This is a genomic window from Alteriqipengyuania abyssalis, from assembly GCF_019857185.1.
Taxonomy (GTDB): domain Bacteria; phylum Pseudomonadota; class Alphaproteobacteria; order Sphingomonadales; family Sphingomonadaceae; genus Alteriqipengyuania; species Alteriqipengyuania abyssalis.
Genome location: NZ_JAHWXP010000002.1, coordinates 287,857 through 300,018, shown reverse-complemented (window position 1 = coordinate 300,018; position 12,162 = coordinate 287,857). Strand labels below are relative to the sequence as shown.

At 64.6% G+C, this 12,162-nt stretch carries 14 protein-coding genes; 10 read left to right on the top strand and 4 right to left on the bottom strand.

Translation table 11 applies throughout. The features are described from left to right. The first annotated feature begins 189 nt into the window (after positions 1 to 189). The 4 genes from hemE (at position 190) to KYN89_RS06545 (ending at position 3,632) form a co-directional block, all read left to right on the top strand. Complete coding sequence (hemE, locus tag KYN89_RS06560; protein ID WP_222824353.1) at positions 190 to 1,215, top strand: uroporphyrinogen decarboxylase; 1,026 nt, start codon at positions 190 to 192, stop codon at positions 1,213 to 1,215. Positions 1,216 to 1,237: 22 nt separating this feature from the next. Continuing rightward, positions 1,238 to 1,681, top strand: a complete 444-nt coding sequence (locus KYN89_RS06555) for a CopD family protein (RefSeq protein ID WP_222824352.1) — start codon at positions 1,238 to 1,240, stop codon at positions 1,679 to 1,681. Between the two features lie 162 nt (positions 1,682 to 1,843). Then, entirely contained in the window at positions 1,844 to 3,109 is a 1,266-nt protein-coding gene (rho, locus tag KYN89_RS06550) for a transcription termination factor Rho (protein WP_054523168.1), read from the top strand. 4 nt (positions 3,110 to 3,113) lie between these two features. Further along, on the top strand, positions 3,114 to 3,632 hold the full coding sequence (locus KYN89_RS06545) for an AAA family ATPase (protein ID WP_222824351.1): 519 nt from the start codon (positions 3,114 to 3,116) through the stop codon (positions 3,630 to 3,632). On the opposite strand, the gene KYN89_RS06540 is transcribed toward KYN89_RS06545, so the two are convergent. Both KYN89_RS06540 and KYN89_RS06535 read right to left on the bottom strand, forming a co-directional pair. After that, complete coding sequence (locus tag KYN89_RS06540; RefSeq protein ID WP_222824350.1) at positions 3,627 to 4,028, bottom strand: nuclear transport factor 2 family protein; 402 nt, start codon at positions 4,026 to 4,028, stop codon at positions 3,627 to 3,629. The two genes, KYN89_RS06545 and KYN89_RS06540, sit on opposite strands and share 6 nt — an antisense overlap. After that, positions 4,025 to 4,720, bottom strand: coding sequence for a dienelactone hydrolase family protein (locus KYN89_RS06535; RefSeq protein WP_222824349.1), 696 nt, complete (start codon positions 4,718 to 4,720; stop codon positions 4,025 to 4,027). Before KYN89_RS06535 ends, KYN89_RS06540 begins: the two co-directional genes overlap by 4 nt. 92 nt (positions 4,721 to 4,812) lie before the next feature. On the opposite strand from KYN89_RS06535, the gene KYN89_RS06530 reads away from it, so the two are divergent. From KYN89_RS06530 to KYN89_RS06505, 6 genes are all read left to right on the top strand, one after another. Next, positions 4,813 to 5,076 (top strand): DUF6489 family protein, encoded by a 264-nt coding sequence (locus KYN89_RS06530; RefSeq protein WP_010239534.1) that lies wholly within the window; start codon positions 4,813 to 4,815, stop codon positions 5,074 to 5,076. Continuing rightward, a complete protein-coding gene (mnmE, locus tag KYN89_RS06525; RefSeq protein ID WP_222824885.1) occupies positions 5,066 to 6,355 on the top strand; it encodes a tRNA uridine-5-carboxymethylaminomethyl(34) synthesis GTPase MnmE in 1,290 nt (429 codons plus the stop codon). The genes KYN89_RS06530 and mnmE overlap by 11 nt, the downstream gene beginning before the upstream one ends. Before the next feature lie 62 nt (positions 6,356 to 6,417). Beyond that, positions 6,418 to 8,277 (top strand): tRNA uridine-5-carboxymethylaminomethyl(34) synthesis enzyme MnmG, encoded by a 1,860-nt coding sequence (mnmG, locus tag KYN89_RS06520; RefSeq protein ID WP_222824348.1) that lies wholly within the window; start codon positions 6,418 to 6,420, stop codon positions 8,275 to 8,277. Continuing rightward, the gene (gene rsmG, locus KYN89_RS06515) at positions 8,274 to 8,915 is read left to right on the top strand and encodes a 16S rRNA (guanine(527)-N(7))-methyltransferase RsmG (RefSeq protein ID WP_429699539.1); all 642 of its coding nucleotides are present in this window, start codon (positions 8,274 to 8,276) and stop codon (positions 8,913 to 8,915) included. Before mnmG ends, rsmG begins: the two co-directional genes overlap by 4 nt. After that, positions 8,912 to 9,691, top strand: a complete 780-nt coding sequence (locus tag KYN89_RS06510; RefSeq protein WP_010239525.1) for a ParA family protein — start codon at positions 8,912 to 8,914, stop codon at positions 9,689 to 9,691. Before rsmG ends, KYN89_RS06510 begins: the two co-directional genes overlap by 4 nt. Then, positions 9,688 to 10,680, top strand: coding sequence for a ParB/RepB/Spo0J family partition protein (locus KYN89_RS06505; protein ID WP_222824347.1), 993 nt, complete (start codon positions 9,688 to 9,690; stop codon positions 10,678 to 10,680). The genes KYN89_RS06510 and KYN89_RS06505 overlap by 4 nt, the downstream gene beginning before the upstream one ends. A 34-nt stretch (positions 10,681 to 10,714) precedes the next feature. On the opposite strand, the gene KYN89_RS06500 is transcribed toward KYN89_RS06505, so the two are convergent. Beyond that, positions 10,715 to 11,539 carry a hypothetical protein gene (locus KYN89_RS06500; protein WP_222824346.1) on the bottom strand — a complete coding sequence of 275 codons (825 nt, stop codon included), beginning with the start codon at positions 11,537 to 11,539 and terminating at the stop codon, positions 10,715 to 10,717. 138 nt (positions 11,540 to 11,677) lie between these two features. Beyond that, positions 11,678 to 12,160, bottom strand: a complete 483-nt coding sequence (locus KYN89_RS06495) for a GAF domain-containing protein (RefSeq protein WP_222824345.1) — start codon at positions 12,158 to 12,160, stop codon at positions 11,678 to 11,680. Positions 12,161 to 12,162: the final 2 nt, after the last annotated feature.

Here is a 12,162-nt window from a genome sequence, read left to right as displayed (position 1 = left end):
TTTATCCGCATGCTGGGTACAACCGGGATAAGTTTCGATTGACCGCGCAGTCGTGCGGATTCGGTTGGCTGGGGGTGGCCCGAGTTATGAGTCAGGGGGCTGTGCAGCGGTGGGTTATCCCGCCTGTCCACAGGGCCTACTTCCTTCATCCATCTATTAATAATATTATTATTTAGGATAGTTAGGCGCATGCCCGGTCCTCTTCTCGATTGCCTGCGCGGCGAACGCGCCGAAAGCCCGCCCGTCTGGTTCATGCGCCAGGCAGGGCGATATTTGCCCGAATACCGCGCCTTACGCGCCGATAAGGGCGGGTTCCTCGATCTGGTTTACGATAGCGAGGCGGCGTGCGAGGTGACCTTGCAGCCGGTCCGCCGGTTCGGGTTCGACGGGGCGATCCTGTTTTCCGATATCCTGATCGTGCCGCACGCGATGGGGCAGAATCTCGAATTCCTCGCCGGCGAAGGCCCCAAGCTCAGCCCGCCGCTGGTCGAGGGCGAGCTTGCCACGCTCAGCGCCGATCCCTCCCGTTACGGCCCGGTCTACCGGACCGTGCGGCTGTGCCGCGAACAGCTGGCACCCGATGTCACCATGCTCGGCTTTGCGGGCAGCCCGTGGACCGTGGCGACCTACATGATCGCGGGCGAGGGCAGCCGCGACCAGCAGGCTGCACGGGCGATGGCTTATGCCGATCCGGGCAAGGTCGAGGCGATCATCGGCGCGATCATCGACCAGACCGTCGGCTATTTGCGCGGGCAGATCGATGCGGGCGCGGAAGCGGTGCAGTTGTTCGACAGCTGGGCAGGCAGCCTGGCGCCGGACGAGTTCGACCGCTGGGTAATCGAACCCAACGCGCGGATCGTCGCCGCGATCAAGGATAGCCATCCGGATATTCCGGTGATCGGTTTTCCCAAGGGTGCGGGCGAGAAGCTGCCTCGCTATGCGGAGCGGACCGGGGTCGACGCGGTCGGCCTCGACGAAACGCTAGACCCCGAATGGGCGCATGCGGCGCTTCCCAAGGGCATGCCGGTGCAGGGCAATCTCGACCCGATGCTGTTGCTTGCCGGTGGCGATCGGCTGGACCGCACGATCCGGCATATCCTGTCGGCGCTGGCCGACCGGCCGCACGTGTTCAATCTGGGTCACGGAATCGACCGCCACACGCCGATCGCGCATGTCGAACATGCGCTGAGCGTGTTGCGCGATTGGCAGCGCTAGGCAGAGCCGCTAAGGCAGCGTCATGCAGGAAACGCTCAGCATGCTCTATTTCTGGCTCAAGGCCGGGCACATCATCTTTATGGTGTTCTGGATGGCCGGCCTGTTCATTCTGCCGCGCCAGCTGGTCTACATGCACCCGAGCGCGCCCGGTTCGGCGGAGGAAGCGCTGTGGGCGACGCGCACAGGCCAGCTTCGCAAGATCATCCTGACTCCCAGTCTGATCGTCACCTGGGTGCTGGGCCTTACGCTGTCGGTCACCATCGGCGCGTGGAGCGACGGGTGGTTCCACGCCAAGCTCTTTCTGGTGTTGCTGCTGACAGGCTATCACGGTTTCATGGTCGCGCTGTCGAAGAAGATGGCGCGCGGCGAGCGCCCGATGGAGGAAAAGCGGCTGCGCCTGTGGGGCGAAGTACCCGCACTGCTGCTCGCGCTGATCGTGGTGCTGGTGGTCGTAAAGCCGTTCTGATCGGGAAATTCGTGGGCCAAGGTCGATTGACCTGCGCTGCGGACCGACCTATTTCGTGAAGCGACCCGGCCGGGTCCCTGTCGGCATCCTGCCGAACACCATCCATGCTTTCTCCAAGCCCTTTCGGTGATGGCCGGCCGCATTCTTTCGGACTAAAAATCTATGCATCTCAAAGACTTAAAGAAGAAGGCCCCGGCCGATCTCGTCAGCATGGCGGAGGAACTGGGCGTCGAGGCGGCGGGCACGATGCGCCGCCAGGACCTGATGTTCTGCATCCTGCGCGAACTCGCTGAAGACGAGGATTACGACGAGCAGATCATGGGCATCGGCACGATCGAGGTGATGCAGGACGGCTTCGGCTTCCTCCGTTCGCCCGAGGCGAACTATCTCGCCGGGCCGGACGACATCTACGTGTCGCCCAACCAGATCCGCAAATGGGGCCTGCGCACCGGCGATACGGTGGAAGGCGAGATCCGCGCCCCGCGCGAGGGTGAGCGCTATTTCGCGCTGACCAAGCTGACCAGCGTCAACTACGACGATCCCGAAGCGGTGCGGATGCGCACCAATTTCGACAACCTGACGCCGCTCTATCCCGAACAGAAGCTCAACCTCGACACGCTCGACCCCACGGTCAAGGACAAGAGCGCGCGGGTGATCGACATCATCAGCCCGCAGGGCAAGGGCCAGCGCGCGTTGATCGTCGCGCCGCCGCGTACGGGTAAGACCGTGCTGCTTCAGAACATCGCCAAGGCGATCACCGACAATCACCCTGAGGTGTTCCTGCTGGTCCTGCTGGTCGACGAACGGCCTGAGGAAGTGACCGACATGCAGCGTTCGGTGAAGGGCGAGGTGATTTCCTCGACCTTCGACGAGCCTGCGCAGCGCCACGTGCAGGTCGCCGAAATGGTGATCGAGAAGGCCAAGCGCCTGGTCGAACACAAGAAGGACGTGGTGATCCTGCTGGACTCGATCACGCGTCTGGGCCGTGCCTACAACACCGTGGTGCCCAGCTCGGGCAAGGTGCTGACCGGCGGTGTCGACGCCAACGCGCTGCAGCGCCCCAAGCGCTTCTTCGGTGCGGCGCGTAACATCGAGGAAGGCGGCTCGCTCTCGATCATCGCCACCGCGCTGATCGACACCGGCAGCCGGATGGACGAAGTCATCTTCGAAGAGTTCAAGGGCACGGGTAACAGCGAAATCGTGCTCGACCGCAAGGTCGCGGACAAGCGCATCTTCCCCGCGCTCGACGTCGGCAAGTCCGGCACGCGCAAGGAAGAGCTGCTGGTCGAGAAGGACAAGCTCTCCAAGATGTGGGTGCTGCGTCGCATCCTCATGCAGATGGGCACCATCGATTCGATGGAATTCCTGCTCGACAAGATGAAGGATTCGAAGACCAACGAAGACTTCTTCGACACCATGAACCAGTAGGATCATGCGCCGGGCCGTCGTTACCGGGGCACCGGGGTCGGGCAAATCGACCCTGCTGGCCGAGGTGGCGCGGCGCGGTTTTGCGACGGGGGAGGAGGTCGCACGGGCGATCCTCCAGGCACCCGGTGGTATGGAGATGCGCGCGGAGCGGGCGACCGACTTCGCGCTCGCCATGCTGGAGGCGCAGCGTGCCTCGTGGGATCGCGCGGGGGAGGGCGACGCCCCGATCCTGTTTGACCGCGGCTTTGCCGATATCGTCGGTTTCCTGCGGCTCGAAGGGCTGCCGGTGCCGCCCGCGATCGACGCGGCATGCCGCGACTACCGATACGAGGGCCCGGTCTTCCACGCGCCGCCTTGGCGCGAGATCTACCGCCAAGACGAAGAGCGCATCCAGAGTTGGGAGGAGGCGGTCGAAAGCGATGCGGCGGTGCTCGGCGCATGGCGCGATTACGGGTACAGCCCGATCACCTTGCCATTCGCCGATCCCGCCGCGCGCGCGGGTTTCGTCATCGAGAGGCTATGAAGCGGACGCTTTCTCCAGCTGCGCGGCCATCATTTCCCAGACCTTGTTCACCGCCTTGATCGGGCGGATCATCACTTTGAAATCGGCGATCTGTCCCGCCTCGTCAAAGCGGATGATGTCGACCCCATTCACCTGGATGCCGTCGAGCACGCAGGTGAATTCCAGCATCACGTTCTGGCCGTCGACCAGTTCGCGCACATAGCGAAACTCGCCCTGGCCCAGCGTCGCCGCGGCGGCGCTGAGATAGGAGACGACCAGCGCACGCCCTTCCTGCGGAGTATGGACCACCGGGGAGTGAAACACCGCATCTTGCGCCACCAACCCCGCCAGGCGTTCAGGGTCCGGCGCGGTGGCGAGCGTGTGCCATTCGGCAAGCCCTTGTTCGGTAGGGGTCACCCCAGGTTCTCCGCGAAGAAGGCCATCGTGCGCTTGTCGGCGAGCTGCGCGTTCTCCTCATTGCGGCGCTTGCCGAACTGGGTGGCGAAGCCGTGGTCCATGCCTTCGTAATCGTGCAGCGTCACCTTGGGGTGGTCGTCCAGCCCTTCGTGCATGGCCTTCTGAGTCTCCTTGTCGACGAAGCCATCCTCGGTCGGGATGTGGAGCATCAGCGGGTTGGAGATGGCGTGCTTCTCACGCAGCAGCCCGTCCACGCCCACCGCATAATAACCCACGCTCGCGTCGGCATCAGTCCGCGCAGCAGTCATGTACGCAAGCCGCCCGCCGAGGCAGTAGCCGACCGCGCCGACCTTCTTGCCCGACTTCTGCCGCGCCCATTTGATCGTCGCTTCGATGTCGCGCACGCCTTCGTCCTGGTCGAACTTACCCATCAGATCGAGCGCCTTCTGAAATTCGGGCTCGATATCGGGATCGAGTTCGATCCCTTCGCCGAGCTGCCAGAAAAGGTCGGGCGCGACCGCGAGATAGCCGGCTTCGGCGAGCAGGTCGCACTTGCGGCGGATGCCTGCGTTGACGCCGAAGATTTCCTGAATGACTACGATTGCCGCGCGCGGCTCGCCTTCGGGCTGCGCGACATAGGCCATGAAGTCCTTGTCGCCGTCGAGGGTAGTGATCCGTGTCGTCTCGCTCATCGAAATGCTCCAGTCCTTGGTCGATCCGTGCGCTTGCGCGCTGGCTTTGCGCAGCCCACATAGCCTGCACGAGAGGTAACGGAGAACCCCCGATGAAGGTCCACGTGGAAATCGACTGCACGCCCGAGGAAGCACGCGCCTTCATGGGCCTGCCCGATCTTTCCCGCGCGCAGGCCGCCTATTCGGAAGGCATGGAGAAGGCGATGCGCGGCGTCTCCAACCCCGACCAGTTGCAGGAGCTTGCCCGATCAATGGCTCCGATGGGGCAAGCGGGGCTGAAGATGTTCCAGGCCTTCATGGAAACCAGCGCGGCCAACATGGGCCGCAAGGGCGGCGAGACGAAAACTGGCGACTGACACGCGCGAGACGATTTTTGCGCTGTCCTCGGGCGCACCGCCTTGCGGTGTCGCCATGATCCGCGTGTCCGGACCCCGGGCCGCAGAGGCGCTGACCCGGCTTGCGGGCCCGTTGCCAACGCCGCGCCGCGCGAGCCTGCGGCAGATTGCCGACCCCGATCGGGGCTGGCTCGACGAGGCGCTGGTGCTGTGGTTTCCCGGCCCGAATACCGCCACCGGTGAGGACTGCGCTGAAATCCACTGCCATGGCGGACGTGCGGTCATCCGTGCGATCGAAACAGCGCTTGAGAGAGGCTGTGGCTTGCGCCGTGCAGAGGCGGGGGAGTTTACGCGCCGCGCCTTCCTCAATGGACGGATGGACCTGCTGGAGGCGGAGGCGCTGGGCGATATGCTCTCCGCCGAGACCGAGTTGCAGCGTGCCGTGCTGGCCAGTTCGGCGGGCGGCGCAGCCTCGTCGCGGTTGGCTGAGTGGCGCGAGGAGGTACTCGCGGCGTCCGCAGCGGTCGAGCAGGAGCTCGATTTCTCGGACGACGACCAGGGGGATCTTCCGCCCGCGCCGTGGCGCGGTGCGCTGGAAGAGATCGGCGCCCAGATGGATCAATGGCTCGCCACCCCCTCGGCGGACCGCTTGCGCGATGGCTTGCGGATCGTGCTCGCCGGACCGCCCAATGCGGGCAAGTCGAGTCTGTTCAACGCCATTCTCGATGAAGCGGCAGCGATCGTATCGCCGATCGCCGGTACGACGCGTGATGTGATCGAGCGCCCGATCGCGCTGGGCGGTGTGCCGTTTTTGCTGGTCGATACGGCAGGCCTGCGGGGTGAGGGCGCGGACGAAATCGAGCAGCTCGGCATCATGCGCGCCGAGGGTGAGCTGGGCCGGGCGGACATCATCCTGTGGTTGGGACCGGAGGGTGAGGGACCTGCAGAGGCGCTGGAGGTTGCCAGCATGAGCGATCTTCCGGGCGCTGCGCGAAAGGGGCAGGGTGCGTTTCACGTGTCCTCGACCACGCGCGATGGGCTGGCCGATCTGATCGCGCATTTGGTCACTTTGGGTCGCGAGCGCTTGCCCAAGCCAGGTCAAGTGGCGGTCTCGCGGCGGCAGAAGGAGCGGCTGGCGGACGCGCGTGAGTCGATTCGCCGTGCTGCAGGCGAGGACGACTTGCTGATCGCGGGCGAAGCGCTGCGGCAGGCGCGCCACGCGATGGATGCGATGTTGGGCACGGTGGCGACCGAAGATATGCTCGACGCGCTGTTTGGACGCTTCTGCATCGGCAAATGATGTTCCACGTGGAACATTGCTCCCTCTGGCGATTGCGACACACCGCGCCTATAGGAGCGCGCATGCAGCATTATCCGATTATCGTCATCGGCGGTGGTCACGCCGGCGTGGAAGCGGCGTGCGTCGGCGCGCGCATGGGCGTGCGCGTGGGCCTGGTCACGATGAACGCCAGCAAGATCGGCGCGATGAGCTGCAACCCGGCGATCGGCGGGCTGGGCAAGGGCCATTTGGTCCGCGAGGTCGATGCCTTCGACGGTGTGCTCGGTCGCGCAGCCGATGTCGGCGCGATACACTACCGCATGCTCAACCGGTCGAAGGGGAGCGCTGTGTGGGGGCCGCGCGTACAGGCGGACCGCAAGCTGTTTGGGGCAGCGGTGCGTGCTCAGGTCGCGGCGGAAGAGACGCTCGACGTGATCGCGGGCGAGGCGGCGGCGCTGGTGCTCGAAGGTGGGCGCGTCGCCGGAGTCGAACTGGCGGACGGAACGCGAATCGGATGCGAGGCCGCGATCCTGTGCACCGGCACTTTTCTGGGTGGTATTCTGTTCCGCGGAGAGGAGACGTTCGTCGGCGGGCGCGTGGGCGAGGGTTCGGCCGCACGGCTTGCTGCTCAGCTGCGCGAGGCGGCTCTGCCGATGGCGCGATTGAAGACGGGGACGCCGCCGCGGCTCGACGGGCGAACCATCGACTGGTCGCAGCTTGATGAGCAGCCGTCCGACGACGAGTTGTGGACGATGTCGCCGCTTTCACATGGACGGGCCAATCCGCAGATATTCTGCGCAATCACCCGGACCAATGCGCGCGCGCATGAGATCATCCGCGCGAACCTCTCGCGCTCCCCGCTTTATTCAGGTGCGATCGGCGCGCAGGGTCCGCGTTATTGCCCGTCGATCGAGGACAAGATCGACCGCTTCGGCGATCGCGATGGGCACCAGATCTTTCTCGAGCCCGAGGGGCTGGATACGCCGCTGGTCTATCCCAACGGCATCAGCACCTCTCTGCCGACCGATGTGCAGGAGGACTTTCTGCGCGCGATCGACGGGTTGGAACAGGTCCGGGTGGTCGAACCGGGCTATGCGGTCGAATACGACCACGTCGACCCACGCTCACTCGACCGCTGGTTGCAGCTGCGCAGTTTGCCTGGGCTCTATTGCGCGGGGCAGATCAACGGCACCACCGGCTATGAGGAAGCGGCTGCACAAGGACTGGTCGCCGGTTTGCACGCTGCATCCGTCGTTCTGGAGCGCAATCCGCCGGCGCTCGATCGCGCGAACAGCTACATTGCGGTGATGGTCGACGACCTCACGCTGCATGGGGTGACCGAGCCCTATCGCATGCTCACCGCGCGGGCGGAGTATCGCCTGCGGTTGCGCGCCAACAACGCGAGCACCCGGCTCACCCCGCTGGCCATCGAAGCGGGTTGTGTTCACGAGGAACGCCGCGCATGGTTCGAGGTGCGGGCGGCTGCGCGCGCAGATGTGGAAAGCGCGCTGGCTGCGGACTATGGCCCCGCAGAGATGCGCGCGCTTGGCTTTGGAGCCACGGATGACGCGGGGCGGCAGCCCTTGCGGGATTGGACGCGCTTCCCTGGCATCGATCTTTCCGCACTGCAGTATGCAGGGCTTGTTCCACGTGAAACGGATTCGGCGTTGCTGGAAGAGATTGGCGAGGATCTGCACTACGCGCCCTATATCGCGCGGCAGGACGCCGAATTGCGCGAATTGCGTGCCAATGAGCAGGTCGCGCTCGCACCCGATTTTCCATTCACGGAGGTTCCCGGCCTGTCGAACGAGATGGTCGAGCGCCTTTCGCGTGCACGGCCGGACAGCCTTGCGCAGGCAGGCCGCGTTGCGGGCATTACACCTGCGGCAATGGCGGCGCTGCTGGTCTATGCCCGCAAATATCACGAGAGCCGCGCCGCATGATGATCGAGACCGAGGAAGAGGCGAAGACCTTCGTGGCCGAGCGTTGCTCCGACACTGCGTTCGCCAAGCTGGAGCAATTCGTCGCTGAGCTTCGAATCGAGGCTGAGCACCAGAACCTGATCTCACGCTCGACGATGGACAGCGTCTGGCAACGCCACCTTGCGGATAGCGCCCAGTTGCTCGACCATGTTCCACGTGAAACATCGGGCACATGGCTCGATATTGGCACCGGGGCCGGCTTCCCGGGCATCGTAACCGCGATCATGAGACCGGACCTGCCGCATGTACTTTGTGAACCAAGGGCGAAACGCGTCACGTGGCTCGAGCGGATGGTGATGCTGGCCAAGCTGGGGAACTGCCGTGTCGCTGGCAGCCGAGTCGAGAAGGTGGAGACCTTCGCCGCGGATGTCATCAGCGCGCGGGCCTGCGCGTCGCTGAAGGATCTCATCAGCTTGTCCGCACGCTTTTCCACCGACGCCACGCATTGGGTCTTGCCCAAAGGCAGGTCGGCGGCGCAGGAAAGGGATGAGCTTGATTCTCAGCAGCGCGCAATGTTTCACGTGGAACAATCGCTCACCAGTCGCGACGCTGCGATCCTGGTCGGCAGGGGCCGGCCCAAAGGCGGGAGCACACCATGATCCGCATCGCAATTGCCAACCAGAAGGGCGGCGTAGGCAAGACCACCACCGCGATCAACATCGCAACCGCTATCGCGGCGACGGGCTGGCGAACGCTGCTGATCGACCTCGATCCGCAGGGAAATGCCTCCACCGGGCTTGGGATTCCCAGCCGGGACCGCGAGGATTCGACCTACGACCTCCTGATGGAGGAAGCGACCGTTGCGCAGTGCACGTTGAAAACGCGCATCCCCAACCTCGATATCATCCCCGCAACCCAGGATCTGAGCGGCGCAGAGGTCGAACTGGTAGCGGAGGGCGACCGGGTCGAGCGGCTCAAGAAGGCACTGGCGAATGCCGATCATCATTATGATGTCTGCTTCATCGACTGCCCGCCATCGCTCGGCCTGCTGACGCTCAACGCGCTCAGCGCAGCCGATTCGCTGATGGTCCCGCTGCAATGCGAATTCTTCGCGCTCGAAGGACTAAGCCAGCTGCTCCAGACCGTCGAACGCGTGCAGCAGGGGATCAATCCCTCGCTCAATATTATCGGCGTGACACTGACCATGTTCGATCGCCGCAACCGGCTGACCGACGCGGTGGCGGAGGATGTTCGCGAATGTCTCGGCGGGCTGGTCTTCGACACCGTGATCCCGCGCAATGTCCGCCTGTCGGAAGCCCCCAGCCACGGGTTGCCGGCATTGATCTACGACCACTCCTGCGCGGGCAGCCGCGCTTACATGGCGCTTGCCCGTGAACTGCTCGGCCGGATGCCCTTGGAAAGGAAAGCCGCATGAGCAGCAAGCCCGAAGTCACCACTGCCGCCGACGTCACACCTGATCGCGCGAAGCGCAAGCTGGGCCGTGGGCTTGGTGCGCTGCTGGGCGAGACCCACCGCGAAGAAAGCGTTGCGCCGAGCGAAGGCGGCACTGCGCTGGCGAGCGCTGCGGGGCAGGGCGAAGGCGGGACGGGTACCCCGCGTACTGGTCTCGCCTCGATTCCCGTCGCCCGGATCGAGCCGCTGCCTGGCCAGCCGCGCCAGATTTTCGACGACGAAGCGCTCGACGATCTTGCCCGCTCGATCGCGCAACGCGGGGTCATCCAGCCGGTCATCGTCCGTCCGCTGGAACGCAAGGGCCGCTACCAGCTGGTCGCCGGCGAGCGGCGCTGGCGCGCGGCGCAACGCGCCAAACTGCATGAAATTCCGGCGATTATCCGCGATCTCGACCAGCGCGAGGTCATGGCGATTGCGCTGATCGAGAATATCCAGCGCGAAGATCTCAACCCTATCGAGGAAGCGCGGGCCTACCAGCATCTCGCCGACGAAGAGGGCATGAGTCAGGCGGAAATTGCCGAACTGGTCGACAAGTCGCGCAGTCACGTCGCCAACCACCAACGGCTGCTGGCGCTGCCGGAGAAGGTCATCGCCTACGTCGAACGCGGCCAGCTGAGCATGGGACACGCCCGCGCTCTGATCGGCCACGATGCCGCCGAGCTGCTGGCCGAAGAGGCGGTAACCCGTAATCTGTCGGTGCGGGACGTGGAAAAGCGCGTCCGCAGCAAGGGCGCCGCTTCGGGCCGCGCGTCGTCAACCAAGCCCAGCAAGTCTGGCAGCCACGAGAGCGAGGATATCGCCGCGGTCGAACGGCACCTGGAAGAATTCCTCGGCATGTCGCTCAAGATCAAGCCCGATGCCGATCCGAGCTCAGGAGCGATCACGATCAGGTATAAGACGCTCGATCAGCTGGACCTGCTGTGCCAGCGCCTCACCGGCGGGAAGATCTAGCCGAGGCGCGCGGCGCTGAAATGCGCCACACGTCTCAGCGCTGCTTGGTGTAGCGAATGCGCTTGTCGCCCCGCGACTGGGGGTGCTCGACGGGCACGGGGACGTAGTCGGTCACGCGTTCGCGAACCGTTTCGTACTCGGTCGTCTCGTACGTCTCTTCGATGATTTCCTCTCGAATAACAGGCACATAGCGTTCGCCACGCTGGTGTTCGACAACCACGACTACGCCCGCCGCATAGCCTCCGCCGGCATATCCTCCAGCATAGCCGCCCGAGTACCCGCCGCCACTCGCGTAGGCGTAGCCCCCGCCACCATATCCACCACCGTAGCCGGGCGCAGCATAGGCGTCACCATCGTCATACCTGTAACCGTCGTCATACCTGTAACCGTCGCGCCCCCGATCGTAACCATAGTCGTAGCCATATCCGTCCGCCGCGCGCTCTGCCGCTGCGCGCTCGTAGTGATCCAGCCAGGCGCGACAATCACGGCGTTCGTCGTCGCGACCTGCGAGACCGATTGCGGTTCCGATCGCGACTCCGGCCAAGCCACCGATCCCGCCGCCGATCAGCGATCCCGCAAGACGCGAACCATCGTCGACCAAGTCATTGCCCAGCAGGGCGCCGCCGGCTCCACCAATCAGTCCGCCGACGACTCCGCCAGTCTCGCCCCGGCGACGGCGGTCGCGAAGATAGGCGCGACATTCGCGGACCCAGTCGCCCCGATCATAGCTCGGCGGTAGCGGCGGGCTCGTGCGCGCAGGTGCAGGCGCATATGCGGGGCGCGGCGCGTAGTACTGGGCCGACGCGGGCGCGGCGAGCCCGACGAGTGCAGCGGCACCGGAAATGAGAAACACACGCATGGCAGACCAACCCCTTGTTGACGGGAGGCACGCCTCTAGCACGCGCTCCCGGTATACTTAATTTCGGGTTAGCGCTTTTGCTCCGTTGAAGATTGTCGAACGAACCGACCTGTCCCGGGCTGGGGCAGCGACTGCGCCTCAGACCCTGGTAGCGATACGCTTGGCGAGTGCCTCGATACCGCGTGCATCGGCCTCACCGAACCGAGCCCTGCTGGGGCTGTCGAGATCGATAACCGCGATAACCTGCCCATCGCGGAGCACCGGAACAACCAGTTCGGACGCACTCGCCGAATCGCACGCGATATGCCCAGGGAAGGCATGCACGTCCTCCACCAGCTGGGTTTTGCCTGTCGCAGCTGCAGTGCCGCAAACCCCCTGACCGAAAGGGATACGGATGCACGCCGGACGTCCGATGAACGGGCCTAATACCAATTCACCATCGACCACCCGATAGAAGCCCGCCCAGTTGAGATCAGGCACGAAGCTCCAGATCAGCGCCGCCATATTGGCCATATTGGCCACCGTGTCGCTCTCGCCATCGGTGAGGGAATCCCCGGCATTGGCGAGCTCGCGATAGCGCTCTTCATCAGTGGTATCGGCGGGCAGGGCAAAATCGAACATGA

Excerpts from the sequence above, each read along its gene's own strand:
- hemE (WP_222824353.1), top strand. The coding sequence starts at position 190 with ATGCCCGGTCCTCTTCTCGATTGCCTGCGCGGCGAACGCGCCGAAAGC.
- KYN89_RS06555 (WP_222824352.1), top strand. The coding sequence starts at position 1,238 with ATGCAGGAAACGCTCAGCATGCTCTATTTCTGGCTCAAGGCCGGGCAC.
- rho (WP_054523168.1), top strand. The coding sequence starts at position 1,844 with ATGCATCTCAAAGACTTAAAGAAGAAGGCCCCGGCCGATCTCGTCAGC.
- KYN89_RS06545 (WP_222824351.1), top strand. The coding sequence starts at position 3,114 with ATGCGCCGGGCCGTCGTTACCGGGGCACCGGGGTCGGGCAAATCGACC.
- KYN89_RS06535 (WP_222824349.1), bottom strand. The coding sequence starts at position 4,720 with ATGAGCGAGACGACACGGATCACTACCCTCGACGGCGACAAGGACTTC.
- KYN89_RS06530 (WP_010239534.1), top strand. The coding sequence starts at position 4,813 with ATGAAGGTCCACGTGGAAATCGACTGCACGCCCGAGGAAGCACGCGCC.
- mnmG (WP_222824348.1), top strand. The coding sequence starts at position 6,418 with ATGCAGCATTATCCGATTATCGTCATCGGCGGTGGTCACGCCGGCGTG.
- rsmG (WP_429699539.1), top strand. The coding sequence starts at position 8,274 with ATGATGATCGAGACCGAGGAAGAGGCGAAGACCTTCGTGGCCGAGCGT.
- KYN89_RS06510 (WP_010239525.1), top strand. The coding sequence starts at position 8,912 with ATGATCCGCATCGCAATTGCCAACCAGAAGGGCGGCGTAGGCAAGACC.
- KYN89_RS06505 (WP_222824347.1), top strand. The coding sequence starts at position 9,688 with ATGAGCAGCAAGCCCGAAGTCACCACTGCCGCCGACGTCACACCTGAT.
- KYN89_RS06500 (WP_222824346.1), bottom strand. The coding sequence starts at position 11,539 with ATGCGTGTGTTTCTCATTTCCGGTGCCGCTGCACTCGTCGGGCTCGCC.
- KYN89_RS06495 (WP_222824345.1), bottom strand. The coding sequence starts at position 12,160 with ATGTTCGATTTTGCCCTGCCCGCCGATACCACTGATGAAGAGCGCTAT.